Below are 25,957 nucleotides of genomic sequence, written 5' to 3'. Positions count from 1 at the left end.
TTATTTTTCTTTATCGGCGTGAGTAATGGCTGTGAAGAATAACCAGGAAATCAGCAATACGATCAGGAAGTAGATCAACGAGAATGCCGCTGCACGCCCGAGATCAAACTGCCCTATTGCCATGGTTGTAAGGGTCTGGCTAAGGAAGGTCGTCGAGCTTCCCGGGCCACCGCCAGTGAGCACAAAGGGTTCGATATAGATCATGAAGCTGTCCATAAACCGCAACAGCACAGCAATGATCAATACGCTCTTGAGGCGCGGGAGCTGGATATAACGAAACACTGCCCACTTGGAAGCACGATCAATTTCAGCGGCTTGGTAAAAGGCCTCGGGAATAGCCCTCAATCCTGAGTAGCACAACAGAGCAACCAGAGGTGTCCAGTGCCAAACATCCATAAGAAGGACGGTCAGCCAGGCATCTACCGTATCCCCCGTGTAGTTGTAATCGATGCCGGCCTGGTTCACCGCCCAGCCAAATAATCCGATATCGCCCCGGGCAAATATTTGCCAGATAGTCCCTACAACGTTCCAGGGAATAAGTAGCGGAATAGCAACCAGAATGAGACAAAGTGACCCCTTGATTCCAGACTTGGGCATCATAAGCGCAACACCAATACCCAACGGAATCTGAATCAACAATACCGCGCCGGAGAAGGCAAACTGTCGGATTAATGAATCCTGCAATCGTTGATCCGTCAGAACTTCTTTAAACCACTCCGTGCCAACGTAGTAGGCTTGGCCCGGGCCAAAAATATCCTGAACGGAATAGTTCACCACCGTCATAAGTGGTACGAGTGCCGAAAAGGCTACGAGCAGGAAAACCGGCAGGACGAGCCACCAGGCTCTGTTATCCGGGATCTTGTCCATCACTGTTGCTCCTGTACCAGGAATTCATCCACATAAAGCATTAGCCACTGCCCCGGGAACAGGAGATTTACCTGGCTACCAATGCCGGCATCAAACTCTTCACTCTGGCGCACTTTCATCTGCTGTTCGCCGAGTTTCACCGTCACAATCTTGTAGGTACCAAGATCCTCCACATCTCGCACTTCAGCGGCGTAGGTGTCATCGGACATTACCGGGGAGATTTCGATAAACTCGGGCCGGATACCAATCTTCAGGTTGTCGGATTTCATGCCCCCGAGAATCTCTGACTGCCAGGGTTCGAGGCGCAGTTCAGTTGAATCAAACCGAACGCCCCCCTGGCATCTTTCAACCTCCAGAATATTCATGCCTGGGCTACCGATGAAGTAGCCGACAAACGTGTGGTTGGGTGCTTCGAACAGCTCCGTGGGTGTGCCGAATTGCACCACCTGCCCGTCGAACATCACGGCAATTCTGTCGGCGAAGGTAGATGCCTCAAGCTGATCGTGGGTGACGTACACCATGGTGATATCGAACTGCTCGTGAATCTGCTTGAGCTTTCTACGCAACTTCCACTTGAGCTGAGGATCGATAACCGTCAAAGGTTCATCAAACAAAATGGCGGAGACATCTTCCCTCACCAAACCACGGCCCATGGAAACCTTCTGTTTTTCATCAGCCGTCAGGTTCTTCGCCTTCTTGTGCAGTTTGTCCTCAATTTCAAGAACCTCTGCAATTTCCTGCACGCGGGTTTTGATCTTTGCAGCAGGCACCTTGTTGTTCTTGAGGGGAAACGCCAGATTCTCGAATACAGTCATCGAGTCGTAGACCACAGGGAACTGAAACACCTGGGCGATATTTCTGTCTCGGGGTGAAAGCTCGTTCACCCGCTTGCCATCAAACAGCACCTCCCCTTCAGAGGGCTGAACCAACCCGGAGATAATGTTCAGCATGGTGCTTTTGCCACAACCCGATGGCCCAAGCAGCGCGTAAGCTCCGCCCTTGTGCCACACATGATCCAGCTGTCGGATAGCGTAATCACCGGGGCCCGATGGGTTTGCGCTGTAACTGTGCGCCAAAGATTTCAGTTGAATTTCAGCCATCAGTTTGCACCTCCTGAAACCCGTGTTGGTGTGTGCACCAGCTGCTCATTACTGTCGAATACAAACAGTTTGTTCACTGGCAAGTACACCTTGAGCGGCGCGCCAGTGTGATATTGATGAACACCCATCAACTGCAACACCATCTCGAAATGGCTGTTCTCAACATGCATGAAGGTTTCAGAGCCACTGATCTCGCTGAGAGCAACCTCCATAGACATCTCAAGGTCATCATCATTGGCAGGCACCAGCGCTATGTGGCTGGGCCGAATCCCGAACCAATAGTCGCCCGGGGCCAACCTTGCCAACTCCTGAGTTAATGCGTGGTGTGAATACTCATCGAAGGTCACTTCGGTATCGCTTACACGGCCACGGATGATGTTCATGGGCGGCTCACTGAACAACTGTGCCGCGAGGGTGTTAACGGGTGAACGATAAACATCCATAACAGGCCCGCTCTGAACAACGCCACCCTCATGCAACAGAGTTGTGGTGCCACCCAACGCCAAAGCCTCATTGGCTTCCGTGGTTGCGTAAACTGCAATGCATTGACGCTCTCGAAACAAATCCCGCAGCTCTGCACGAAGCTCTTCCCTCAGCTTGTAATCAAGGTTCACCAGGGGTTCATCGAACAGCACCAGCGTTGCATCTTTTACCAGTGCTCGCGCCATGGCCGTGCGCTGTTGCTGGCCGCCGGAAAGTTCAAGAGGGTAACGTTTAAGCAGAGGTTCGATCCGCAGCATTGACGCGGTTTCTTTCACCCGGCGATCAATTTCGGACCCTGACATTTTGGCAAGGCGTAGCGGTGATGCGATGTTTTCGTAAACGGTGAGCGTGGGGTAATTGATGAACTGTTGGTAGATCATCGAAATGTTCCGGCGCTGCACACTCTGCCCGGTAACATCTTCCCCCTTGTAGAGCACACGCCCCTTCGTCGGCTTATCAAGGCCGGCCATCAGGCGCATCATTGAGGTTTTACCGGCTAGTGTCCGGCCAAGCAGAACATTGAAAGATCCCGCCTCAAAAGTGAGGTTGGCATCCCGAACGTAATCGACACCGTCGACCGTGCGGGAGAGGTTCTCCAGCGTTAAGGACATAAGCTTTCCTTGTTATTCTTATTAAAGCGCGACCGGATATAAAACGAACACCCGGAAACTTAATGTTTGCGAGCATGAACGCAAATCGCATACCAGTTTTTACCTATCCGCCCAGAATATAACTCCAAGTTATTGTTTTTATATATAAAGCTCAAAAACACCCTGGTTTCCCATTCGAAAACAGCAATGTTCGCTTGGAAACAATTTGTTCAAAAAAAGCATTGACGTGAACAACTGTTAAACAGATTATTGAACAGTTCTCGCACATCAACTGAACACATGCTTCCCAAGGCATCTCCAAAAACAAGAAAGCGAACACAGGGATGTAGTCTGATGAAGAAGAGCACATACACGTCAAATCGAACGGACATTTCTGATTCCTGGCAGCGCTGTATTGCCATTGGCCTCGACCACGAAGGCGAACCAATTCAGCCAACACTCAGCAGCGAGCAGCTGCAAGATTTAACGTGCCAGTATGGTGAACTCATCGCCAGCTCAGAGGCTGAGGTGCTTCCCTATTACCGGAACGTACTTTCCAGCAGTCGCTGCCTGATTCTTCTGGCGGACCAGAAAGGCAGGATACTGAAACGCTGGGGAGACCAGCGCACCACTGAATCCCGGTTAAAGCCCTGGTTTCAGCAAGGCGCCAACTGGCAGGAACAACTGTGCGGCACCAATGCCATAGGAACGGCCATAGCAACCGGGCGGGCGGTACAGGTACAAAGGAGCGAACATTTCCTGAAGGTACACAGAAGCCTCATAGCTTCAGCTGCTCCCATATTCGATTCAAAAAAAGAGCTTGCTGGTGTGCTGAGCGTGTTCAGTGATGCCTACCTGCCACAGGATCACACTCTCGGTATGGTTCGTCTGCTTGCTCAATCCGTTGAAAACCGGCTGCTCAATCGCCAGTTTGAGGCTGACTTCTTTCAAATCATACTCAATACGACCGCCGATAACTTTGATAGTCCCTGGTCTGGGATCCTCGTATGCAATGATTCAGGCCAGGTTGTCGCCAGCAATCGGCGAGCCGACCAACTACTGGGCACTCAAACAAAGAATGTCATGCTTGATGAACTGTTCACTACCGATCGCAGTGGCATTCTTGGCCACCCGGAACAAGCTCCATTACAGCTGAAAACCAAAAGTAAGGTCCGGCTCAGCGCCCTTGTAAAACGGCCCTCAACAATCCGAACAGCGCCTGCTGAGACGTTAGCAGGTGTGCAGCACTCCACTTTCCCTGATAAGCAGGCAAGCTTTTCCAACCTCGAATACGGTGACGCCTCCGTACGCCGATGTGCCGAGCAAAGTTTGAAAGTCCTGGAGCGGGGCGTTCCGGTTCTGATAACGGGTGAGACAGGTGTAGGAAAAGAAGTGCTGGTGAATGCGTTGCACAAGGCTTCGAACCGAAAAGATCAACCGCTGGTTGCCGTCAACTGCGCAGCTATACCGCCAGAACTTGTGGAGTCAGAGCTGTTTGGTTACGAGCCAGGAGCATTTACAGGCGCACGGGCTAAAGGCTCCCTTGGCTTGATCCGCAATGCTCACAAAGGCATTTTGTTTCTCGATGAGATTGGCGAAATGCCGGTTTCCGCCCAATCAAGACTGCTTAGGGTATTACAGGAACGGGTGGTTACGCCGGTGGGCGCAACAGAGAGCATTATGGTTGATATTTGGCTGATCACAGCAACCAATCGCTCCCCGCTATCCAGCATAGAATCCGGGCAGTTCCGGGCTGACCTTTATTATCGGATCAACGGCCTGTCTGTAGAATTGCCGGCGTTGAGGCATCGCAAAGATATACGAAGCCTGATTCAGCATATCTATCAGCAACATCGGGACTCGGGCCAAAGCGAATATTTAGCGCCTCAATTATTGTCAACGCTGGAAAACCACCGCTGGCCAGGCAACATCCGTCAGCTGGTAAACGTTTTGAAAGTAGCTATCGCCTTGGCTGATAGCGAGGACGTGCAAATTTGGCACTTGCCTGCAGATTTTCTCGCTGAGTACGGCGGCATAACACCCCCAGACGAAGTTTCAGATTCCGAGCACTCAAACGGCTTCAAGCCTGAGCCAGCTATAATTCCAAACCGGCGGGAGGGCGATGAGCGTAATAGCCATGCCTACATACTGCAGGTTTATCACAGGTGTAAAGGTAACGTGTCCAGCGCTGCCAGAGAGCTTTCGATCAGTCGGAACACACTCTACAAACGACTACGGGAGTTGGGGGTTCGTTAACCCCCTACTCCCGGCTATGTCTGCTGATCTCAATGGATCTGGTTAGAGTTTCTGAACGGCATGAATCCATCCTTCATACAGCTCATCGCGTTTTTGTTTTGTCATGATGGGCTCAAAGCTGCGGTCACACCGCCAAAGATCCGAAAGCTCATCGAGTGATTCATAAACACCTGCCTTGAGCCCTGCCAAATACGCCACACCCAAAGCTGTTGTTTCTATAACGGATGGTCTATCGACCCTCGCGCCCAGAATGTCTGCAAGGAACTGAAGCACCCAATTATTCGCCACCATGCCGCCATCAACCCGCAGAGTAATCGGGCGCATGCCGTCTTTTTCCATGGCCTTCTGCAAGTCTTTGGTTTGGTAGCACACAGATTGCAGCCCTGCGGTCACGATTTCTTTTATGCCCGTATCTCTGGTCAAACCAAAAATCGCCCCCCGGGCATTTGGGTCCCAATAAGGCGCCCCAAGCCCGGTAAAGGCAGGCACAAGATAAACACCATGATCTACTGGCGTATCCTTTGCCAATGGCTCTGTGTCGCAGGCGTTCTCGATCAATTGCAGGCCATCGCGCAACCACTGAATCGCTGCGCCTGCCACAAAAATGCTGCCCTCCATGGCGTAGGTAGGCTTGCCATTCAAGCGGTAGGCTACTGTTGTTAACAGCCGGTGCTCAGATTTCAATGCCTTGTCACCAGTATTGAGCATGAGGAAACACCCGGTGCCATAGGTGCTTTTTGCCATTCCTACATCGAAACAGGTTTGGCCGAACAGGGCTGCCTGCTGGTCGCCCGCCACACCAAGCACCGACACCCCATTGAGGGCTTCACACTCTGTGATCTCACCAAAGTCGTCAGCGGAATCCAGCACCTCGGGCAGCAGGGATTCAGGAATGTTGAACAGCTCAAGCAACTCCGGGTCCCACTGTTGGGTGTGGATGTTGAACAGCAGGGTTCGGCTTGCGTTAGTGGCGTCGGTTTTGTGTACTCGCCCGCCAGTCAGACGCCACAAAAGAAACGTGTCGATCGTTCCAAAAGCCAGCTCCCCCCGCTCTGCACGTTCACGGGCACCAGGAACATTATCAAGAATCCAGCGAATTTTGGTTGCAGAAAAATAGGGATCGATCAACAGGCCGGTTTTACTGTGGACTGCGGGTTCTCGGCTCGCGCTCTTGAGGGACTTACAATAGGAAGCAGTTCGGCGGTCCTGCCACACAATCGCGTTGTAAACCGGTTTGCCTGTTTTCCTGTCCCAAACAATGGTGGTTTCCCGCTGATTGGTAATACCTACCGCAACAACCTCGTCATCAACTCCGCACTCCTCCGCCATAACCTCGTTGCAGGTCTGAGTGACAGTTGACCAGATATCCTCTGGATCGTGTTCAACCCACCCACTGTCTGGAAAATACTGAGTGAATTCCCGCTGGCGTACGGCGTGTATGTTGCCCTTCAAATCAAACAGTATGGCCCGGGAACTGGTGGTGCCCTGATCAATGGATAGCAGGTACTGGCTCATCGCTATTTCGTCCTCGCTTTCTTATTTGTTCGTATGTTTACTTTTTTGAATATGATTGCCAAGAGATTTCGCGAACATCATCTGCCAACGAACAGATAAGTGGCTCTAAATACTGTATAAAACGCTCAAAAGGACTAAACTTTACTCTACATGAATTTATAATTGCTCATTATTTCGCATAAGAACAACGGCAGGGTGGAGGCTTTTTGAATGGCACAGCGGCGGCGACAGGATCTGATTATTGAGCTGATCCAACAGAACGGCTTTGTAACCACCGAGCAGCTGGTAGACCAATTCAAGGTAACCCCCCAAACCATCCGCCGGGATCTGAACGAACTCGCCAAAGAGAACAAGCTACGCCGGCATCATGGTGGGGCCGGAATCGATTCCAGCACAATGAACACCTCCTACCATGCTCGAAAAATCATGGATCTGGAAGCCAAGGAACGCATTGCCGAAGCCATGGTTGCAATGATCCCCGACAATTCCTCAATGTTCATCAATATTGGTACCACCACTGAGACCATCGCCAAAGCCCTGCTCCAGAAGAACAACCTGCAGGTTGTAACCAATAATCTTCACGTTGCCTCCATCCTCTCTGCCAAAGAGGATTTTCATGTGATCATTGCCGGCGGAGAGGTCAGAAGTCGAGATGGCGGCATTGTTGGCGAGGCAACCCGCGACTTTATCAATCAATTCAAAATGGACTTCGGCATCATCGGAATCAGCGGTATCCACAACGATGGCTCCCTGCTTGATTTTGACTACCGCGAAGTTCGGGTGGCGCAGGCTATTATCGCCAATTCCAATCAGGTTCTACTCGCCGCCGACCATTCCAAGTTTGGCCGAAATGCAATGGTAAGGCTTGGCAATATATCCCAGGCAGATCATGTATTTACCGACCAAAAACCACCTGCCGAAATCTCCCGGATTCTGAAAGAGAACAGCATCAAACTCCACATTGTTTGATTAGCGCCAGGCATTGAGTCGTCAGCTTCACTTTAACACCCATCAGAATCTTCGTTTATTTTCTATATTTTCCTTTACGAAAACATAAGTCTTTCGCATACTACTTAAATAACCTTTTTCGCTTCAGAAAAGTTCGCTTTCAGCACCTCAAAATGGCGCCTTTTCCCTTAGCATCAGGAGATGACTAGCAATGACTATGGGGCATGAACAGTACGATGTTGTCGTGGTTGGCGGCGGCGTTAATGGCACAGGAATAGCGATGGACGCGGCTGGCCGCAACCTCAAGGTGCTGCTCTGTGAAATGAACGACCTGGCATCTGCAACCTCCTCGAACAGCAGCAAGCTCATTCACGGCGGGCTTCGTTATCTGGAGCACTATGAGTTCCGGCTCGTACAAAAAGCCCTGGCTGAGCGCGAGTCACTGCTCAAGAACTCGCCCCATATCATGTGGCCAATGCGCTTTCGGCTTCCCCATCGCCCTCACTTGAGACCAGCCTGGATGATACGTACAGGCTTGTTCCTTTATGACCACCTGGCCAAACGTGAAATGCTGCCCGGGTCACGTTCAATCCGCTTTGATAAGTCAGGGCCATTAAAGCCAGACATCACCAAAGGGTTTGAGTACTCCGACGGTTGGGTTGATGACGCAAGATTGGTCATTCTTACTGCGAAAAAGGCACAGGAGTCGGGTGCAACCATTCTCACCCGAACCAAGTGCGTGAATGCAGTGCGTGGAGACAAAAACTGGACCGTTACCCTACGCGATATGGTCAGCGAAGAAGAGAAAACCGTTTCAGCCAGGGTTATTGTTAACGCGTCAGGCCCCTGGGTAAGCAAGCTGTTTGGAGAAACTCTCTCCATGCCAGCGCCCAAAGCAATACGAATGGTTAAAGGCAGCCATATTGTTGTGCCCAAGCTCAACCAGGATCAGGAAGCCTACATTCTCCAGAACGAAGATGAGCGCATCGTGTTTGTGATCCCATACGAAGATCAATTCTCTCTGGTGGGCACCACGGATGTTGAATACGAAGGCGACCCCAAAGATGCCAAAATTTCTCCGGAAGAGACAGACTACCTGCTGAAGATTGTAAATGCGCACTTTGTCAGGCAGCTGGAACCCTCAGATGTGGTCTGGTCTTACTCCGGTGTCCGGCCACTTATGGACGGTGAAGAAGAAAATGCCCAAAAGGCCTCCCGCGACTACTCGTTTGAGATTGACCAGGCAAAAGGCAAGGCGCCTTTGATTTCAGTTTTCGGCGGCAAAATAACCACCTACCGAAAGCTTGCCGAGGTCGCAACCAACAAGCTTTGTCATTTCTTTCCGGAAGCCGGTGGCCGCTGGACGAAAACCGCAGTTTTGCCTGGCGGTGATTTTGCCACCAAGGATAGCCTTGCAGCAGAACTCAAGCAGAATTTCCCCTGGTTGGCTGACGACATTATTAGCCGTTATGTGAGAACTTACGGCACAGCTTCCCGCGAACTCCTGCAGGGATGCACCTCTATGGAGGAGCTAGGCCAACTCTTTACCGGCAACCTGTATGAGAAAGAGGTTCAGCACCTTGTAAAACACGAGTGGGCAATGACTTCAGAGGACATCCTTTGGCGCAGAACCAAACAGGGGCTCTATGCGTCAATTAGTGAGGTTGAAGTGCTTGATGCGTACCTTGAGAAAAACTTATAGAAGTTGGGATATCCGTTCCTGAAGCTCCGGAATCACCTCAGATTCAAACCAGGGATTCCGGCGCAACCAGAGGTTATTGCGCGGGCTTGGATGAGGCATCGGCAGCACTTCTGGCCAGAAATGCTGCCAGTTCCGGACGTTTTCTGTAACAGATTTCTTTGCACCGGTTAAATGCCAGGCATGGGCGTACTGCCCTATCACCAACGTCAGCGCGATGCTGGGCAAACGCTCAAGCAATGCGCTACGCCATGCTGGTGCGCATTCCGGCCTTGGCGGCAGATCACCGGATTTCCCGGTTCCAGGGTAACAGAACCCCATGGGCAAAATGGCCAGCTTTCGGTCATCGTAAAAATCTTCCCGCGTAATCCCCATCCATTGCCGCAACCGGTCACCGCTTGGATCGTTGAACGGCACGCCTGTTTCGTGAACACGCCTTCCAGGTGCCTGCCCCACCACAAGAATTCTGGACTCCGGAGACAACTGCACAACTGGCCGCGGCCCCAGCGGCAAGAAGTCTGCGCACAGATTGCAGGCGCGCACCTGTTGCACCAGCTCTTCAAAAGACAGGTGGGCAAGTTTATCCATCATAGATTCCAAATCACTCCGGCGATTGCATAAGAATCGATTTCCCGTAACCATAGAGCTCAAAATCCAAGGCGGCAAGCAGCCTGAATCGCTCGCCGCAACACCACCAGGTATTAATAATGAACGCAAAAGCAAGCCCCCTACCCCTACCAGAAATTGATATTGAGGAGTTTCGCAAGGTCGTTCGTAGCCGCCGCTCTATCCGGCGCTTCACAGATGAACCCATCCCCGATGCGGTACTTGAGGACTGCCTGGAGCTGGCCACACTGGCACCAAACTCCAGCAATCTGCAGCCTTGGGAGTTTTTTGTTGTCAGAACACCCGAGTTACGAAGCAAACTTGCTGAAGCCTGCCTGGGACAGAATGCTGCGACCACCGCCCCCGTATTGATTGCAATTGTTGCGCGCCCAGACACCTGGAGAAAGCACGCTCGCCTCGCGCTGGAAGAATGGCCAAAAGATGAAAAGCTGCCTGGTATTGTTGAAAAGTACTACAAAAAAATCGCACCTATTCATTACAACCAAGGGCCATTTGGTGTCCTGGGAGTGGCCAAGAAGTCCCTGGGACTGGCTGTAGGGCTGACCCGCCCTGTTCCCCGTGGCCCCTACTCAGTGAACGAAATGAAAGTATGGGCAACCAAATCCACAGCTTTGGCGGCCCAGAACCTGATGCTCGCACTTCGTGCACACGGTTACGACTCTTGCCCCATGGAAGGATTTGACGAGTGCCGCGTGCGCAAATTGCTAAAACTGCCCCGCAAAGGGCTGGTCACCATGGTGTTGGCCGCAGGACGCCGAGCTGAGAACGGCGTCTACAACCAACAGTACAGGTTCGATCAAGACACCTTGATTCACTACCTGTGAGCAATGGGGGATCAGCCTCCTTACACCCTTATGGCAGCTGATCTCCGAACACACTGGCACCTTCTTCCGGCGTGCTGACCGCACGCCGCATCCAGCCAAACAACTCGCGACCAAAGCCCTTCTGATACGCTGACAAGTCAGGTTTTACCGGTTCCCGGCTTGCGAACGCCCTTTCCTCCAAAAGGATTTCCAGGGTGCCCTTATCAGCATCCAGGCATATGGTGTCACCATCTTTAACCCGGGCAAGCGCCCCACCTTCGAGAGCTTCCGGGTATACGTGAATTGCAGCAGGAACCTTGCCTGACGCTCCAGACATTCGGCCGTCCGTAACCAAGGCAACCTTGAACCCTCTATCCTGTAACACGCCGAGATACGGCGTCAGCTTGTGCAGTTCCGGCATGCCATTGGATCTTGGGCCCTGAAAGCGCACGACAACAACGCAATCTTTATCCAGTTCGCCCGCATCGAACGCCGCTTTCAATTCATTCTGATCATTGAACACCACAGCGGGCGCTTCGACTCTGTGGTGTTCTGCCGCAACCGCAGAAACCTTGATCACGCCCCGCCCCAGGTTGCCGTGCAACACCTTGAGCCCACCGTCTGGCGCAAAAGGCTCAGATGCAGTGCTTAGCACGTCCGGACGCAGGCTTTTTCCAATAAATGGCTGCCAGACCAACTTGCCAGATTCCAATGTTGGCATTTGGGTATAGCGTTCCAGCCCTCGCCCTACAACCGTCTCCACATCGTTATGCAAGAGCCCGTTATCAAGCAGTTCCCGAATCAGGAATGGTGTGCCACCTGCTTCGTGGAAGGTATTCACATCTTCTTCGCCATTGGGGTAGATGCGAGTCATGGATGGCACTGCGGAGGAAAGATCGGCGTAATCATCCCAGTCGATAATAATGCCGGCAGCGCGGGCAATCGCCACCCAATGCAGCGTATGGTTGGTGGAGCCTCCCGTTACCAGAAGCGCAACCAGCGCATTCACAATACTTTTCTCATCAACCATATCACCCAAGCCAAGCTCTCCCCCCTGGGGCCTGGATAGACGGATCACTTGCTCGGTTGCGGCACGGGTCAGCTGATCCCGCAACGGCGTGTTCGGGTGAACAAAGGCCGCCCCGGGTAAATGCAGCCCCATAACCTCAACCAGTAACTGGTTGCTGTTGGCCGTGCCATAAAAGGTGCAGGTGCCTGGACTGTGGTAGGACTTGCTCTCTGCCTCGAGCAACTCCTCTTTGCCAATCTTTCCCTCGGCATACAGTTGCCGGATACGCTGTTTTTCTTTATTCGGAAGGCCAGAAGGCATAGGGCCGGCTGGAACAAGGATGGTGGGCAGGCACCCAAAACTGAGCGCCCCGATCATTAGTCCGGGAACAATTTTGTCGCAAACACCCAGTAATAATGTGGCATCGAACATGTTGTGGCTCAGAGCTACCGCTGTGCTCATGGCGATAGTGTCCCGAGAGAACAGGCTGAGCTCCATACCGGGCTGGCCTTGAGTAACGCCATCGCACATGGCGGGTGTGCCACCCGCAAACTGGGCCACAGACCCCATGCCGTGGGCCGCCTCACGAATAACATCAGGAAAACCCGCGTATGGCTGATGCGCTGAAAGCATGTCGTTATAAGCAGAAACCATGGCCACATTGGCTTTGTTCATTAGCTTCAACGTGTCTTTATCGCTTTGGCCACAAGCAGCAAAGCCATGGGCAAGATTACTGCAGGAGAGCGCGCCCCGATGCGGCGACTGTGCTTTAAGCTCATTCATCCGGCCAAGGTAATCCTCTCGAGAGGCGCGGCTGCGGTCGATAATTCGCTGGGTAACTTTTTGAACCGTCGGATGCATTTTGAAGCTCCAATATCTGCCAGTTATGCAACTACACTCAATAGTACGTAATTTTACCTTCTTTTTACGCCATTCATCACTATGACTTTCATAACCGAACATTATTTTGCTACATTTACTACATTAACAACAAAGTTCGAGCAAGAATCGAACAAAACATCCAGATCAGGATCCAGAATATGACAATTCGTATCGCAATTAATGGTTTTGGACGGATTGGCCGCAACATCCTCCGCGCACTTTATGAAAATGACTACCGCAACCGACTCCATGTAGTTGCAATCAACGACCTTGGCGACGCGGAAACCAATGCCCACCTGCTCAAGTATGACAGTGTTCACGGGCGTTTTAATGCAGAAGTCAGCCACGATGCCGAATCTATCAGCGTAAATGGCGACCGGATTGCTATCACCGCCATTCGCAACCCGGAAGATCTGCCCTGGGGCGAACTGAATGTTGACCTTGTTTTGGAGTGCACCGGACTATTCACAAAGCGTGATAAGGCAGAAGCCCACATCAAAGCCGGCGCCCGCAAGGTTATTATCTCGGCACCAAGCTCGGATGCCGATGCCATGATTGTTTATGGTGTAAACCACAACACACTCACGGCACAGCACACTATTATTTCCAGTGCGTCCTGCACCACCAACTGCCTGGCACCGGTTGCCGATGCGCTACATAAAGCGATAGGCATCGAAAGCGGGCTAATGACAACCATACATTCTTATACGAACGATCAGAATTTAAGCGATGTGTACCATACTGATCTCTACCGCGCCCGCTCCGCAACCCAGTCGATGATCCCGACCAAAACCGGCGCCGCAGCAGCCATCGGGAAAATCATTCCCGAGCTGGATGGAAAGCTTGACGGCCTGGCAGTGCGAGTGCCAACAATCAACGTGTCGCTGGTCGATTTCGGGTTTATCGCAAGCCGGGAAACCTCCATTGAAGAAGTAAATGCTGCGGTAAAGGCCGCTGCTGAATCCAATCCGGTACTAGGCTACAACGTCGAGAAACTGGTCAGCATCGATTTCAACCACAATGCCCTATCCAGCATTTTCGACGCAAACCACACTCGCGTTCTTGGCTGTCATGTAAAAGTCATGGCTTGGTACGATAATGAGTGGGGATTCTCAAACCGGATGCTGGACAATGCTCTCGCACTGATGGAGGCCAGCCAATAAAGGCGACCACTCCGGAACAAACACAAACTTGAACAACATTAACCCGAACAAGCAAGGGACATTATATATGCTCAGGCGTACCAAGATTGTCGCCACCCTAGGCCCTGCCACAGATTCTCCAGAATCCCTGGCTGCCATCATCCGTGCCGGAGTCGATGTTACCCGACTAAACTTTTCCCATGGCAGCGCGGATGAGCATCTTGAACGTGCCCGCAGGGTGCGTGAAGCGGCCGCAGCTCAAGGACGGTTCGTAGCTTTACTCGCCGACCTTCAGGGCCCGAAACTTCGGATCGCCCGCTTTGCTGAAAACAAGGTCACCCTGCAGGCTGGGCAAACATTTGTTCTGGACACCTCAATGGACAAAGAAGCCGGCACGGATGAGCGCGTGGGTATCGACTATGAACAACTGATCGACGATGTTGAACCGGGCGACATACTGGTTCTGGACGACGGCCGCATCGAGATGGAAGTGAAATCTGTTGATGGGCACAGCATCACATCAACAGTTCTGATTGGCGGGCCACTGTCGAACAACAAAGGCCTGAACAAGCGTGGTGGCGGGCTCTCTGCTGATGCGCTTACCGAAAAAGACAAACAGGATATAGTCACAGCAGCCCGCATGGGTGCCGATTATGTTGCGGTCTCATTTGTCCGCACAGCTGACGATATGCACACAGCCCGCAAACTGCTCAAGGAAGCCGGATCAACCGCTGGACTGGTTGCAAAAATTGAACGGGCTGAGTTGGCACACAATGTGGATGCTCTGGACTCCGTGATCGAAGCATCCGATGCCGTTATGGTGGCGCGGGGCGATCTCGCCGTAGAAATTGGCGATGCCGAGTTGGTGGGCGTGCAAAAACACATTATCTCACGAGCCCGTGTGCTTAACCGTGCGGTGATTACCGCAACACAAATGATGGAGTCCATGATCACCAACCCCATGCCGACGAGGGCTGAGGTGTCGGATGTTGCAAACGCCGTTATGGATTACACAGACGCGGTCATGCTATCCGCAGAAACTGCCGTCGGTGATTACCCGGTAGAAGCGGTCGAGGCTATGGAACGCATATGTCTGGGTGCAGAAAGACATCCCACAATGCATCAGTCGAAGCACCGCATGCATGAAAGCATGGAACAGATAGATGAGGCTGTAGCCTTGTCGGCCATGTATGCCGCCAACCATCTTACTGGCGTGGCAGCGATCATCTGCATGACAGAAACAGGCGCAACCCCGCGTTTGATGTCGCGCATAAAGTCCAGTTTGCCAATTTTTGCCTATTCAAGGCACCATTCCACACAACACCGGGTTGTCATGTACCGCGGTGTTCAGACAATTCCATTTGATTCAGAGACGATTCCCCCAGAGCAAACCAATGCTCGGGCGATTGCAGAACTACTGGATAGAAAAGTGGTCAATGTGGGCGATTTGGTGGTAATCACCAAGGGTGATTATGTAAATGCCCAAGGTGGCACCAATGCCATGAAGATCGTCAGGGTGGGCTCTGATATCAGCTGATATCAGAGAGACTGGCTCGGGCAATTTCGGTTACCTGAGCCCAATCCTTCCTGGCTACAACATCCTCTGGCGTCAGCCAGCTACCCCCTACCGTGAGTACGTTGCCCAAGGCCAGGTAATCCTTGGCTGTTTCACGACGAACACCGCCGGTTGGGCAAAAAACCGCATCCGGAAACGGACCTCCAAACGCCTTCAAGGCACGTGGACCACCCGCCACTTCTGCAGGAAAGAACTTGAACTCCCGGTAACCCAGGCCATAGCCAAGCAGCAATTCGGAGGCCGTTGAAACACCCGGCAAAAGAGGTGCTTCAGACGTTAACGCAAAATCCAGAAGCGCTTTTGTAACGCCCGGAGTGACAACAAACTGAGCGCCTGCTGTTTCAGCTTTGCGGTACTGATCAACGCAGGTGACGGTGCCTGCACCAACCCACGCATCCGGCAGGGCTTCCCGTACCTGTTTTATCGCCTCAACCCCATGCTCCGTGCGCAAGGTTATTTCCATTACCCGAATACCCCCATCAAAGAGCGCCTGACAAAGCGGCACCGCATCATCAAGATGCTTGATGGTGATCACCGGCATGAGCTGAGACGCTGCCAAAACAGATCTGATGCGGTCGCGGTGAAAGTCGGACACAAGGTTCATGGTTCTCTCCAAAGGGGCTTATGATGGGCCAGGAAAGGCTCAGGGGCTCCAGAAGACCTGGAGCCCCGGCTTCAGGAATCCACGAACGGGCATCGCTAACATGCGGCTGGGCTCGCTCAGTGCTTTCTTCAAGGTGTCCAGTTTGTCGTCGCCCTTTAGGTGCAGCGCAACAAAACGAGCCCTATGCATAAAGGCATAGGTGAGCGTGATGCGCTGATGTGCCTGGGAAGATGGCGTCATCGCAGCCAAGGTTTCCCGGCTTTCCAGGCTCATTGCATGGGCAAGCTCCGGAGCATCAGGAAATAGCGATGCGGTATGGCCATCATTGCCCATCCCAAGAATCAGTACATCCAGAGGGCGCGTGAGCTTAACAAGCTCAGCATTAGCTGCGGCCAAGCCGTCTTCCGGTGTATCACCCTTCTGCTTGAGAGAAAAAAACCTGGCTGCTGCTGCGTTATTCTGCAGCAAGTTTGCTTTGACCAGCCGGGTATTGCTGGCGTCATCGGTTTCTTCAACCCAGCGTTCATCCACCAGCAATATATCCACCCTGCCCCAATCCAGCTCCCTGTGCGACAAGGCCTGAAAAAATGGCAAGGGAGTGGAGCCACCAGAAACTGCCAGGCTCGCACGTGGTGCAATTTCAAGGCGAGCTTGCAGGAATCCGGCAACTGTATCGGCAAGCTGCGCTGCAACTTGCTGAGGCGTCGCTCCGAACCGAGCTTCTATACCTTGGGGCAAATCCAGTTCAGGCATCTTCATACCAGCTCCTTCCATCCCGCGTGATCATTGCAATGGAGGCCACAGGCCCCCAGGTTCCCGAAGCGTATCGCTTCGGTGGGTCACCACCGTCATTCCAATTCTGGATAATCCGATCAACCCAGCGCCACGCATGCTCTACTTCATCCCGACGCACGAACAGGTACTGGTTACCTTTCATGACTTCCCAAAGAAGCCGCTCATAAGCGTCGGGAATACGCTCTGCTTCAAAAGTTTCTGAGAACGTCAGTTCCAGCGGGCCCTGGCGCAGGCGCATGCCTTTATGCAGCCCCTGATCCTTGGTGAGAATTTTAAGGGACATCCCCTCATCTGGCTGCAACCGTATAATCAACTTATTGTTTGCAAGATGCCTCTGGTCCGGATCAAAAATGTAATGGGGAGCCGGTTTGAAGTGAATAATAATCTGCGACAGCTTTTCCGGAAGGCGCTTGCCAGTGCGGATATAGAACGGCACGCCTGACCAGCGCCAGTTGTCGATTTCCACTTTCAGCGCCACAAAGGTTTCTGTTTCGCTCCTGTTGTTGGCGCCTTCCTCCTCCAAGTAACCCGGAACCGGCTTTCCGGTGCTGGCGCCCGCTGCGTATTGGCCCCGTACCACGCAGGTATCCATCATGTCCGGAGTGATAGAGCGCAGGGCCTTGAGCACTTTAACCTTCTCATCACGGATACTGTCAGCAGACAAGTCAGCAGGTGGGTCCATGGCAATCAGGCACAACAACTGCAACATGTGATTCTGGATCATGTCGCGGATTTGCCCGGCCTTGTCAAAGTACCCCCACCGCCCTTCAATGCCAACACTCTCGGCAACCGTTATTTCAACATGGGAAATATGGTTCTGATCCCACTGGGAAGCAAACAGATTATTGGCAAAGCGCAAAGCTATCAGGTTCTGAACAGTTTCCTTTCCCAGGTAGTGATCGATCCGAAACAGCTGGCTCTCGCTATACACTGCGCCAAGTTCATCGTTGATCACTCGGGAGGATTCAAGGTCATGGCCAATGGGCTTCTCAACCACCACGCGGGTGTTTTCGGTACAGCAACTGGCAGAACTGAGATTGCGGGCGATAACACCATACATGGAGGGGGGGCTTGCCAGGTAAACGATGAGCTGATTGTCATACTCGGTGCGCCAACTGTTAAGCACACCAAATCCCTCCTCATCGTGAAAGTCCAGAATCTGGTACTCAACACGCCGCAGAAACGTTTCAGCTACCGGGCGCTCAAACTCCTCTGGCTTCACATACTTCTCAAGCCTTTCCATCAAATGCTTACGAACCGCTGCCGTATCAAGCTCTCTGCGAGCAATCGCAAGTATTCTGCTGCCATCGGCCAGCAGCCCGGCTCTTTCAAGCTGGTAGAATGCCGGAAACAGCTTACGCTGAGCCAAGTCACCCATAGCACCAAATAGCATTATGTCGCAACGGGTAGTGATTCTGTTGGCCATTAAACACTTCTCTCCGGTGAGTCAGGCATTAACAAGCGCCCTGTCCGTTGTTTTAAATGTAGTAATTTTATCTAAATAATGGCATCTGGCCCGAATTAAGCCAAGAGGCTTTCCGGAGATTGATACGTTTACTACCCCAAATGCGCTAAAATTTCGGTATAATCACCCAATATTCAAAATAATTTCATCCAGAATTCAGGGAGCAGCTTTGATGGCCGAAAACCGGGCGCATCGTGACGACAATCTTCTGGAGGTCATCCAGTCCAGACTGGAAACTCTGAACAAATCGGAACGTAAGGTGGCAGAGGCAATCCTGCGCGATCCCAGTGCAGCCACACGCTACAGCATTGCAGCTTTGGCCAGAGCTTCAAACGTCAGCGAGCCCACCGTCAACCGGTTTTGCCGGGGCTTCTCTGCAACAGGCTTCCCGGACTTCAAGATCCGCCTTGCACAGAGCATTGCCACAGGCACACCCTATATAGGCCAGAACATTGAGCCTGACGACACCGTTGCAGAATTTGCCGACAAAATCATGCTAAGTACCATGGCTAACCTGGAAAAAGCCCGACAGGCTCTGGACCCCCGCGCTTTGGCAACGGCTATTGATTATCTGATTCAAGCCAAACAGATTAACTTTTTCGGCATGGGCGGTTCCGCATCAGTGGCGCTGGACGCGCAGCACAAGTTTTTTCGGTTTAACATTCCGGTGATGTCTTATGACGACGCACTGATGCAACGAATGGTCGCGGCCGGCGCAAGTGTAGGGGATGTCATTGTGATGATCTCCTACACTGGACGCACCAAAGAAACGGTGGAGATTGCCCGTATCGCCCGGGACAACGGCGCAGCCGTTATTGGCATTACAACCCCTAACTCTCCGCTAGCGGAAGTTTGCACAACCACGCTGGAAATAACAGCTCCGGAGGACATTGAGGTGTATATGCCCATGTCATCCAGAATTATCCATCTTACCGTTATCGATATCCTCGCTACCGGCGTTACACTCAAACGTGGCGCAGACTTTCTTGGGCATCTAAAGAAAATTAAAGACAGCCTTATGCCGACGCGACTTCCGTCAACCCCGGACTGAACGCCGCCACTATGTTTCAGGCAATAAAAAAACCCGGGCAAATTGTCCGGGTTTTTTTTATTGCCTGCCTCAACCTAGGGTCGGGATACTTCTGCGGTGTTTCTCAGGAACTGCTGGTAAGCCGCGTATTCACGCTGACCTTCCAGTGAGGCCAGGAAAGTACGCAGTTGATCCAGATCAGCACTGTTGTCCTCTGCACTGCCTTCGTTGACCGCATCCAGAGCGACTACAACAACTGCGCTCTGAGTCATCGCAGAGCCATAACTTGGCAATTCCTCAGAAGGCCGAGCCAGGGAGAATGCGGCCTGTACAACCTGCGGATCGACACCCGCAGCATTACGCGCCTGCTCCTCAAATTGCTCCCAGTCACCAACATCAAAAGCATCCAGCGTCTTGCCCTCTTCAAGGCCGGCAATGATGGCATTTGCACGCTCATTCAGCAGCTTCCGCGTTTGGCGTGCCTCTAGAGTTCTGCGTATATCCTCTCGAACGTCTTCCAGAGCGAGCTTCTGGGCTTCACGGTACTCTCTCACGCGGGCTACAACGGAGACATTGTCACCCACATCGATCAGCTCGGTGTTATAGCCACCCTCAAGAACATCTTCCGAGAACAACTGGCGAACGAGCCCTGCGTGGTCAAACGGCGCCTGCCCACCATTTTTGGTGACTCCAGTAGCCTCACGAATCTCTAACCCCAGCTCCTTCGCAGGGCCGGCAAGATCATCTGCCGCATAGGCTGAATCCGCCAGTTCTGCACGCACCTCTGCATACTTTTCCTGCGCACGCTCACGGGCAAGTTCGCTGCGAAGCTGCTGCTCCAACTCTGCCAATGATGGAACTTCTGACCGACGAACATCATCCAGGCGGATCAAATGCACACCAAAAGTGGTTTTCACTGGATCGGATACAGCGCCTTTTTCAAGGGAAAACAAGGCTTCTTCGAAGGCTTCATCATAAACGCCGCGGCCCGCATAGCCCAGATCACCACCTTCCTTCGCAGAAACGGTGTCTACAGAGAATTCTTTCGCCAGCTCCTCAAAGCTCTCACCAGCCCTCAGGCGCTCTTTGATCGATGCGAGAGTCTGCTCGGCATCAGCACCATCCTCAATCAGAATATGGGAGGCACGACGCTCCTCACGGGCCAGGTCGCCGGACCTCTGCTCGTAGTAAGCCTCCAGATCTTTCTGGCTAATCTCAACTTTTTCGGCCATGGAGCCCAGGGACAAAGTTATATATGCAGCATCCACCTGTTCCGGCTGCTGGAATGCGGCACTGTTACCCTCATAGAAGGATTCTATGTCTGCATCTGTAATCTCGATATCACCAGAAACGGCAGTTGCAGGAATCTGAAGAATACGGAAACTCCGGGTCTGGTTCTGAATCCGCAACAGTTGCGCGGCATTCTCGTTGGCGACCAAGCCACTTTGCATAATACCCGCACGAATCTGGTTGACCACATACTGCTTGCGCATGGCTTCACGGAACTCGCCAACACCCATGCCCAGATTGCGCACAGAAGCCACAAAACGATCACGGTTGAATTGCCCTTCTACCTGAAACTGGGGCATTTGGGTAATCAAGGCATCAATGTCGGCATCGCTGAGCGCAAGGCCCTGAGCGTCGGCATCCTGGATAAGAACCTGTTCCTGAATCAGCGAATCAAGCACATCTTTACGAATCTGATCTTCATTCAGCAAGGCAGGGTCAGGACGCTCCATAGCGGCCAGACGACGCTGGCTTTCCAACTGAACTACCCGAAGGAAATCCCGCTCGGTAATATCCTCACCGTTAACTGTTGCCACTTCCGGCTCGCCGGAGAAGCCGCCAACAATGGCGTCCATTCCCCAGATGGAGAGGGACACGACCAACAGACCGATGATGATCTTGGCAATCGTTCCTTGGGAATTTTCCCGTATATCTTGAAGCATGTTTCTCCCGAACCCCTGTTAAGGTCGTGCAGTTTTTATATTCTGGCGGCGCTATCAAAATCTGCTGCCGGTGCTCTTAACGTAAAAAGGCGCACCCTGTTGGAATGCGCCTTGAATTCTTCTTGGCGACTCCGTTTTACCGGAGCCACCGGAGAAAGAACCGTTACTTAACGGCGTCTTTCAGGGCCTTACCTGCTTTGAACCCAGGCACTTTGGAAGCCGCGATCTTGATCTCGGCACCCGTCTGCGGGTTACGACCAGTGCGTGCTGCACGGTCTTTAACAGAGAATGTACCAAAACCGATCAGAGTTACCTGATCGCCGCTTTTAAGGGCACCGGTAATAGAGTTGGTCATTGCGTCCAGAGCACGGCCAGCGGCGGCTTTGGAAATATCTGCTGATTCTGCAATTGCATCGATAAGTTCGGACTTGTTCACACTAAACCCCTTCGCTTTCAGGTTGAAGATGTTCTCGGTTGGATTGTTTTTTCTTGGACGTTCTCGACTATCGCACAAGCGGTCGGAGAATTCCATTCTTCGGTTTTCTTATTCCTTTCGGCATTCAACCGGTGTTTGGAATAGGTACACACTGCGCGGGAGCCCTTGGTATTGGCTGCTTCACGGCGAAACAGTTATACCAATGGGTTCTCCGGCGTGTCAACAACTCATGTCGGGTTTAATGCGTATTTATGCGCTCTGCACTGTCACTTTCGTCATCACGGGGTTTACCTGAGCCCTTTTCTGACGGCGAACTGGCCGTGTGCGGCTCGGGTGCATAAGCCAGCGCAATGTCCAATACCTCATCAATCCATTTAACCGGAATTATCTCCAGCGATTCCTTTATATTATCCGGTATCTCTTTGAGATCGCGAACATTTTCATCAGGAATCACAATGGTCTTGATGCCGCCACGATGCGCCGCAAGGAGCTTTTCCTTGAGCCCGCCAATAGGCAAAACCCGACCGCGAAGAGTAATCTCACCGGTCATGGCGACGTCTGCACGCACCGGGATTTTGGTTAATGCAGAAACCAACGCTGTGCACATCCCGATACCGGCACTCGGCCCATCTTTGGGCGTTGCACCTTCAGGCACGTGAACGTGCAAATCGTGTTTTTCATGGAAATCATCTGCAATACCCAAACCCGCTGCACGACTTCTGACAACCGTGAGCGCCGTCTGGATTGATTCCTGCATCACATCCCCAAGCGAACCGGTTTTGACAACTCGGCCCTTACCTGGGGTGAGAGCACACTCAATTGTAAGTAATTCACCACCTACCTGGGTCCAGGCAAGACCTGTCACCTGACCTATCTGATTGGTTTCTTCCGCCAGCCCATAATTGAACTTCCGGACACCCGAATAGCTCTCAAGCATGTCGGGCTCGATCGTGATAACCGCTTTGTCGTTGGCTTCCACGTGCTCGCGCACTACTTTGCGGCAGATCTTGGCAATTTCACGCTCAAGCCCACGAACACCGGCTTCACGGGTGTAATAGCGAACTATATCTCGCAAGGTATCCTCACGCAGCGTGAGTTCATCCTTACGCAATCCGTTGGCTTTGATCTGCTTGGGCAACAGGTAGCGCAGCGCAATGTTGACCTTTTCATCCTCGGTGTAACCCGGAATCCGGATAACTTCCATGCGGTCAAGCAATGCAGAAGGGATGTTCATGGAGTTGGAGGTACACACGAACATGACATCGGAAAGGTCGTAGTCCACTTCCAGATAATGATCGTTAAACGTGTGATTCTGCTCCGGATCCAGCACTTCCAGCAATGCCGACGCCGGGTCGCCACGGTGATCCATACCCATCTTGTCAATTTCGTCAAACAGGAACAGAGGGTTTTTAACACCGACTTTGGCCAGTTTTTGCAGCAACTTACCCGGCAATGCGCCTATGTAAGTTTTGCGGTGGCCGCGAATTTCGGCTTCATCCCGCACACCACCCAAGGCCATTCGCGTGTACTTGCGGTTGGTGGCACGGGCGATGGACTGCCCAAGGGAGGTCTTACCAACACCAGGAGGGCCCACCAGACAAAGCACAGGCCCCTTTACCTTTTTCACGCGGCTCTGCACTGCGAGGTATTCAAGAATGCGCTTCTTGACCTCTTCAAGGCCGTAGTGATCCTGATCAAGAATCTCCCGCGCTTTTTCAATGTCGTGACGCACCCGACTGCGCTTTTTCCAGGGTACTGCCAGCATCCAGTCGATATAGCCACGTACTACTGTAGCCTCAGCAGACATGGGCGACATCATTTTCAGCTTATTCAGCTCCGATTCTGTCTTTTTGCGAGCCTCTTCCGGCAGCCCTGCCTCTTCAAGCTTCTGCTCAAGCTCCTCAAAATCGTTATTGCCCTCTCCAAGGTTACCCATTTCTTTCTGGATAGCCTTCATCTGCTCATTGAGGTAATACTCGCGCTGACTGCGCTCCATTTGCTTTTTTACGCGGCCGCGAATGCGCTTTTCAACTTCAATAAGATCAATTTCGCCATCCAGCTTGCCAAGCAGAAGCTCTACACGGAGGCGAATATCGAGGGCTTCGAGCAGTTCCTGTTTTTCCGGGATACGCATTTCCAGATGAGCCGCCATGGTGTCGGCAAGACGCTCCAGCTCTTCGATACCCGTCAGGGCGCTGGAGACCTCTGAAGGCACTTTCCGGGACAGCTTTACGTACTTTTCAAACTCTTCTGTGAGGGTCTTCATAAGTACGTCTTCTTCGCGCTCAGGAAGACTCTCTTCCTCGAGCAGCGTAGCGCCACCGGATAAATACTCGGCTTCTGAAACGTTACTGATAGCGGCCCGGGCGTTGCCCTCAACCAGTACTTTCACGGTACCATCCGGGAGACGCAGCATTTGCAATACGGTTGCCAGCGTACCCATTTCAAAGACGTCATCGGGGCCAGGCTCATCGGTGGAAGCATCTCGCTGGGCCACCAGGAGGATTTCCTTGCTCCCTTCCATTGCGGCTTCAAGAGCCTGGATGGATTTCTCGCGGCCCACAAACAGGGGGACCACCATGTGCGGAAACACCACTACGTCCCTAAGGGGAAGCAGCGGGTAGTCTTGCACGATATCTTGGGGTATCCGGGTCATAAGGAATCCTCTGACTGTGTTTCATTCAGCATACCACCCTTCATTGGGGCGACCTCTGAAATTGCAATCTTTTTACCAAACAGCACAACACTATGCCTGTTGATACAAACCATTAAAAAAGGGGCGTTTCCGCCCCTTTTTCAGATTTCTTCAGGTTGTTTGATCAACCCGGCCCTGCAGATCTGGTCAATCATCAGGTACGGCTTTGGCATGATCATTATTCGCGTAGATCTTGAAGGGCTCGGAATCGCCCTTGATCACGCTTTCATCAATCACAACCTTGGAGATATCGTGCTCCGAAGGAATCTGATACATGGTGTCGAGCAACGTAGCTTCCATGATAGATCTGAGACCCCGGGCGCCCGTTTTACGCTCCAGAGCCTTGCTCGCAACCGCGCGCAGTGCGTCATCCCGGAAATCCAGCTCCACGCCCTCCATGTCAAACAGCTTTTGATACTGCTTGGTCAGAGAGTTTTTCGGCTCTGTGAGAATCTGCACAAGTGCTTCTTCATCCAGCTCTGTCAAGGTAGCTATGACAGGCAAGCGCCCTACAAACTCGGGAATCAGGCCGTATTTGACCAGATCCTCTGTTTCGACGTGCTTGATCACATCACCGGTATTTTTAGTCTCTTCCCGACTGGCAACCGCTGCCGAGAAACCGATGCTACTTTTTTCAGTACGGTCACGGATGACTTTATCCAGGCCTGCAAAGGCGCCACCGCAGATAAACAGCATGTTGCTGGTATCGACCTGCAAGAACTCCTGCTGTGGATGTTTGCGGCCACCCTGGGGCGGCACAGAGGCAACCGTGCCCTCTATCAGCTTCAGCAAAGCCTGCTGAACGCCTTCGCCCGACACATCACGGGTAATGGAGGGATTATCAGACTTGCGTGAAATCTTGTCGATTTCATCAATATAGACAATGCCGCGCTGGGCCTTGTCCACATCGTAATCGCACTTCTGAAGCAATTTCTGGATGATATTCTCAACGTCTTCACCCACGTAGCCCGCTTCCGTAAGCGTTGTGGCATCGGCAATGGTAAAGGGAACATTAAGCATGCGTGCCAGCGTTTCCGCCAGCAATGTTTTACCGCTACCCGTAGGGCCAATCAGCAGAATGTTACTTTTGCCAAGCTCCACATCGCCTTTGCCTTCACCATAACGAAGGCGCTTGTAGTGGTTATAAACCGCTACCGCGAGTACAACCTTGGCTCGATCCTGGCCAATGACATATTCATCAAGCGTATTGCGGATTTCAGCCGGCGTCGGAAGGCGATCACTCGGCTCCTCCTGTGCGTTTTCCTGAATTTCTTCACGGATAATATCGTTGCACAGGTCGACACACTCGTCGCAGATGAACACCGAAGGCCCTGCAATGAGCTTACGGACTTCATGCTGGCTCTTTCCACAAAACGAGCAGTAGAGCAACTTGCCGTTATCGTCGCCTCTGCCGTTTCTTTCATCTGCCATTGAAATACCTCTGATCTCGTTTTGCCGGCGCGCCAGATAAACAGCAAACGCCGGC

General features: G+C 52.4%; 20 protein-coding genes. 7 read left to right on the top strand and 13 right to left on the bottom strand.

Going from position 1 to position 25,957, the window contains the following annotated elements:
• The 3 genes from FFI61_RS04140 to FFI61_RS04130 are packed head-to-tail and all read right to left on the bottom strand — an operon-like array spanning nucleotide 1 to nucleotide 3,061.
• Nucleotides 1–867, bottom strand: coding sequence for a carbohydrate ABC transporter permease (locus FFI61_RS04140; RefSeq protein ID WP_200200999.1), 867 nt, complete (start codon nucleotides 865–867; stop codon nucleotides 1–3).
• Nucleotides 867–1,967, bottom strand: coding sequence for an ABC transporter ATP-binding protein (locus tag FFI61_RS04135; protein WP_200369367.1), 1,101 nt, complete (start codon nucleotides 1,965–1,967; stop codon nucleotides 867–869). Before FFI61_RS04135 ends, FFI61_RS04140 begins: the two co-directional genes overlap by 1 nt.
• Nucleotides 1,967–3,061: an ABC transporter ATP-binding protein gene (locus FFI61_RS04130; protein WP_200201001.1), complete on the bottom strand. Its 1,095-nt coding sequence runs from the start codon at nucleotides 3,059–3,061 to the stop codon at nucleotides 1,967–1,969. The genes FFI61_RS04135 and FFI61_RS04130 overlap by 1 nt, the downstream gene beginning before the upstream one ends.
• A 333-nt stretch (nucleotides 3,062–3,394) precedes the next feature.
• Between FFI61_RS04130 and FFI61_RS04125 the strand changes: the two genes are divergently transcribed.
• Nucleotides 3,395–5,296: a sigma-54-dependent Fis family transcriptional regulator gene (locus tag FFI61_RS04125; RefSeq protein ID WP_200369366.1), complete on the top strand. Its 1,902-nt coding sequence runs from the start codon at nucleotides 3,395–3,397 to the stop codon at nucleotides 5,294–5,296.
• 42 nt (nucleotides 5,297–5,338) lie between these two features.
• On the opposite strand, the gene glpK is transcribed toward FFI61_RS04125, so the two are convergent.
• Nucleotides 5,339–6,811, bottom strand: coding sequence for a glycerol kinase GlpK (gene glpK, locus FFI61_RS04120; RefSeq protein ID WP_200369365.1), 1,473 nt, complete (start codon nucleotides 6,809–6,811; stop codon nucleotides 5,339–5,341).
• A gap of 210 nt (nucleotides 6,812–7,021) precedes the next feature.
• Between glpK and FFI61_RS04115 the strand changes: the two genes are divergently transcribed.
• Together FFI61_RS04115 and glpD are read left to right on the top strand one after the other, a co-directional pair.
• Nucleotides 7,022–7,780, top strand: coding sequence for a DeoR/GlpR family transcriptional regulator (locus FFI61_RS04115; protein WP_200201004.1), 759 nt, complete (start codon nucleotides 7,022–7,024; stop codon nucleotides 7,778–7,780).
• A 190-nt stretch (nucleotides 7,781–7,970) separates the two neighbouring features.
• Nucleotides 7,971–9,461, top strand: a complete 1,491-nt coding sequence (gene glpD, locus FFI61_RS04110; RefSeq protein ID WP_200201005.1) for a glycerol-3-phosphate dehydrogenase — start codon at nucleotides 7,971–7,973, stop codon at nucleotides 9,459–9,461.
• On the opposite strand, the gene FFI61_RS04105 is transcribed toward glpD, so the two are convergent.
• Nucleotides 9,456–10,049 carry a uracil-DNA glycosylase family protein gene (locus FFI61_RS04105; RefSeq protein WP_200369364.1) on the bottom strand — a complete coding sequence of 198 codons (594 nt, stop codon included), beginning with the start codon at nucleotides 10,047–10,049 and terminating at the stop codon, nucleotides 9,456–9,458. The two genes, glpD and FFI61_RS04105, sit on opposite strands and share 6 nt — an antisense overlap.
• Before the next feature lie 116 nt (nucleotides 10,050–10,165).
• Here FFI61_RS04105 and FFI61_RS04100 point away from each other — a divergent pair, with 116 nt between their 5' ends.
• Nucleotides 10,166–10,909, top strand: a complete 744-nt coding sequence (locus tag FFI61_RS04100; protein WP_200201007.1) for a nitroreductase family protein — start codon at nucleotides 10,166–10,168, stop codon at nucleotides 10,907–10,909.
• A gap of 28 nt (nucleotides 10,910–10,937) precedes the next feature.
• Here FFI61_RS04100 and edd read toward each other — a convergent pair whose 3' ends face one another.
• The gene (gene edd, locus FFI61_RS04095; RefSeq protein WP_200369363.1) at nucleotides 10,938–12,758 is read right to left on the bottom strand and encodes a phosphogluconate dehydratase; all 1,821 of its coding nucleotides are present in this window, start codon (nucleotides 12,756–12,758) and stop codon (nucleotides 10,938–10,940) included.
• Nucleotides 12,759–12,937: 179 nt separating this feature from the next.
• Between edd and gap the strand changes: the two genes are divergently transcribed.
• Complete coding sequence (gene gap, locus FFI61_RS04090; protein WP_200369362.1) at nucleotides 12,938–13,942, top strand: type I glyceraldehyde-3-phosphate dehydrogenase; 1,005 nt, start codon at nucleotides 12,938–12,940, stop codon at nucleotides 13,940–13,942.
• A 67-nt stretch (nucleotides 13,943–14,009) separates the two neighbouring features.
• Entirely contained in the window at nucleotides 14,010–15,458 is a 1,449-nt protein-coding gene (pyk, locus tag FFI61_RS04085; RefSeq protein ID WP_200369361.1) for a pyruvate kinase, read from the top strand.
• Here the strand turns inward: pyk and FFI61_RS04080 are convergent.
• Genes FFI61_RS04080 through zwf form a run of 3 tightly spaced genes read right to left on the bottom strand, consistent with a single transcriptional unit; the run spans nucleotide 15,451 to nucleotide 18,322 of the window.
• Nucleotides 15,451–16,101, bottom strand: coding sequence for a bifunctional 4-hydroxy-2-oxoglutarate aldolase/2-dehydro-3-deoxy-phosphogluconate aldolase (locus FFI61_RS04080; protein WP_200369360.1), 651 nt, complete (start codon nucleotides 16,099–16,101; stop codon nucleotides 15,451–15,453). The genes pyk and FFI61_RS04080 overlap by 8 nt on opposite strands.
• 39 nt (nucleotides 16,102–16,140) lie before the next feature.
• On the bottom strand, nucleotides 16,141–16,860 hold the full coding sequence (pgl, locus tag FFI61_RS04075; RefSeq protein WP_227714581.1) for a 6-phosphogluconolactonase: 720 nt from the start codon (nucleotides 16,858–16,860) through the stop codon (nucleotides 16,141–16,143).
• A complete protein-coding gene (zwf, locus tag FFI61_RS04070) occupies nucleotides 16,847–18,322 on the bottom strand; it encodes a glucose-6-phosphate dehydrogenase (RefSeq protein WP_200201012.1) in 1,476 nt (491 codons plus the stop codon). Before zwf ends, pgl begins: the two co-directional genes overlap by 14 nt.
• Nucleotides 18,323–18,533: 211 nt before the next feature.
• Here zwf and hexR point away from each other — a divergent pair, with 211 nt between their 5' ends.
• Nucleotides 18,534–19,412, top strand: coding sequence for a transcriptional regulator HexR (hexR, locus tag FFI61_RS04065; protein WP_200201013.1), 879 nt, complete (start codon nucleotides 18,534–18,536; stop codon nucleotides 19,410–19,412).
• A 74-nt stretch (nucleotides 19,413–19,486) separates the two neighbouring features.
• Here hexR and FFI61_RS04060 read toward each other — a convergent pair whose 3' ends face one another.
• The 4 genes from FFI61_RS04060 to clpX form a co-directional block, all read right to left on the bottom strand.
• Complete coding sequence (locus FFI61_RS04060) at nucleotides 19,487–21,340, bottom strand: SurA N-terminal domain-containing protein (RefSeq protein WP_200369359.1); 1,854 nt, start codon at nucleotides 21,338–21,340, stop codon at nucleotides 19,487–19,489.
• A gap of 163 nt (nucleotides 21,341–21,503) precedes the next feature.
• On the bottom strand, nucleotides 21,504–21,776 hold the full coding sequence (locus FFI61_RS04055; protein ID WP_200201015.1) for an HU family DNA-binding protein: 273 nt from the start codon (nucleotides 21,774–21,776) through the stop codon (nucleotides 21,504–21,506).
• Between the two features lie 238 nt (nucleotides 21,777–22,014).
• Nucleotides 22,015–24,432: an endopeptidase La gene (gene lon, locus FFI61_RS04050; protein ID WP_200201016.1), complete on the bottom strand. Its 2,418-nt coding sequence runs from the start codon at nucleotides 24,430–24,432 to the stop codon at nucleotides 22,015–22,017.
• Nucleotides 24,433–24,618: 186 nt separating this feature from the next.
• Entirely contained in the window at nucleotides 24,619–25,902 is a 1,284-nt protein-coding gene (clpX, locus tag FFI61_RS04045) for an ATP-dependent Clp protease ATP-binding subunit ClpX (protein ID WP_200201017.1), read from the bottom strand.
• Nucleotides 25,903–25,957 lie beyond the last annotated feature (55 nt).

Origin of the sequence: Marinobacter sp. DY40_1A1, from assembly GCF_016597815.1 — a bacterium.
GTDB lineage: Bacteria > Pseudomonadota > Gammaproteobacteria > Pseudomonadales > Oleiphilaceae > Marinobacter > Marinobacter xiaoshiensis.
The sequence above is the reverse complement of the archived record's forward strand: the minus strand, read 5'-3'. Positions and strand labels throughout refer to the sequence as shown.

What these genes read in the sequence shown, in the direction of transcription:
- FFI61_RS04140 (WP_200200999.1), bottom strand. Translation starts at nt 867, where the DNA reads ATGGACAAGATCCCGGATAACAGAGCCTGGTGGCTCGTCCTGCCGGTT.
- FFI61_RS04135 (WP_200369367.1), bottom strand. Translation starts at nt 1,967, where the DNA reads ATGGCTGAAATTCAACTGAAATCTTTGGCGCACAGTTACAGCGCAAAC.
- FFI61_RS04130 (WP_200201001.1), bottom strand. Translation starts at nt 3,061, where the DNA reads ATGTCCTTAACGCTGGAGAACCTCTCCCGCACGGTCGACGGTGTCGAT.
- FFI61_RS04125 (WP_200369366.1), top strand. Translation starts at nt 3,395, where the DNA reads ATGAAGAAGAGCACATACACGTCAAATCGAACGGACATTTCTGATTCC.
- glpK (WP_200369365.1), bottom strand. Translation starts at nt 6,811, where the DNA reads ATGAGCCAGTACCTGCTATCCATTGATCAGGGCACCACCAGTTCCCGG.
- FFI61_RS04115 (WP_200201004.1), top strand. Translation starts at nt 7,022, where the DNA reads ATGGCACAGCGGCGGCGACAGGATCTGATTATTGAGCTGATCCAACAG.
- glpD (WP_200201005.1), top strand. Translation starts at nt 7,971, where the DNA reads ATGACTATGGGGCATGAACAGTACGATGTTGTCGTGGTTGGCGGCGGC.
- FFI61_RS04105 (WP_200369364.1), bottom strand. Translation starts at nt 10,049, where the DNA reads ATGATGGATAAACTTGCCCACCTGTCTTTTGAAGAGCTGGTGCAACAG.
- FFI61_RS04100 (WP_200201007.1), top strand. Translation starts at nt 10,166, where the DNA reads ATGAACGCAAAAGCAAGCCCCCTACCCCTACCAGAAATTGATATTGAG.
- edd (WP_200369363.1), bottom strand. Translation starts at nt 12,758, where the DNA reads ATGCATCCGACGGTTCAAAAAGTTACCCAGCGAATTATCGACCGCAGC.
- gap (WP_200369362.1), top strand. Translation starts at nt 12,938, where the DNA reads ATGACAATTCGTATCGCAATTAATGGTTTTGGACGGATTGGCCGCAAC.
- pyk (WP_200369361.1), top strand. Translation starts at nt 14,010, where the DNA reads ATGCTCAGGCGTACCAAGATTGTCGCCACCCTAGGCCCTGCCACAGAT.
- FFI61_RS04080 (WP_200369360.1), bottom strand. Translation starts at nt 16,101, where the DNA reads ATGAACCTTGTGTCCGACTTTCACCGCGACCGCATCAGATCTGTTTTG.
- pgl (WP_227714581.1), bottom strand. Translation starts at nt 16,860, where the DNA reads ATGAAGATGCCTGAACTGGATTTGCCCCAAGGTATAGAAGCTCGGTTC.
- zwf (WP_200201012.1), bottom strand. Translation starts at nt 18,322, where the DNA reads ATGGCCAACAGAATCACTACCCGTTGCGACATAATGCTATTTGGTGCT.
- hexR (WP_200201013.1), top strand. Translation starts at nt 18,534, where the DNA reads ATGGCCGAAAACCGGGCGCATCGTGACGACAATCTTCTGGAGGTCATC.
- FFI61_RS04060 (WP_200369359.1), bottom strand. Translation starts at nt 21,340, where the DNA reads ATGCTTCAAGATATACGGGAAAATTCCCAAGGAACGATTGCCAAGATC.
- lon (WP_200201016.1), bottom strand. Translation starts at nt 24,432, where the DNA reads ATGACCCGGATACCCCAAGATATCGTGCAAGACTACCCGCTGCTTCCC.
- clpX (WP_200201017.1), bottom strand. Translation starts at nt 25,902, where the DNA reads ATGGCAGATGAAAGAAACGGCAGAGGCGACGATAACGGCAAGTTGCTC.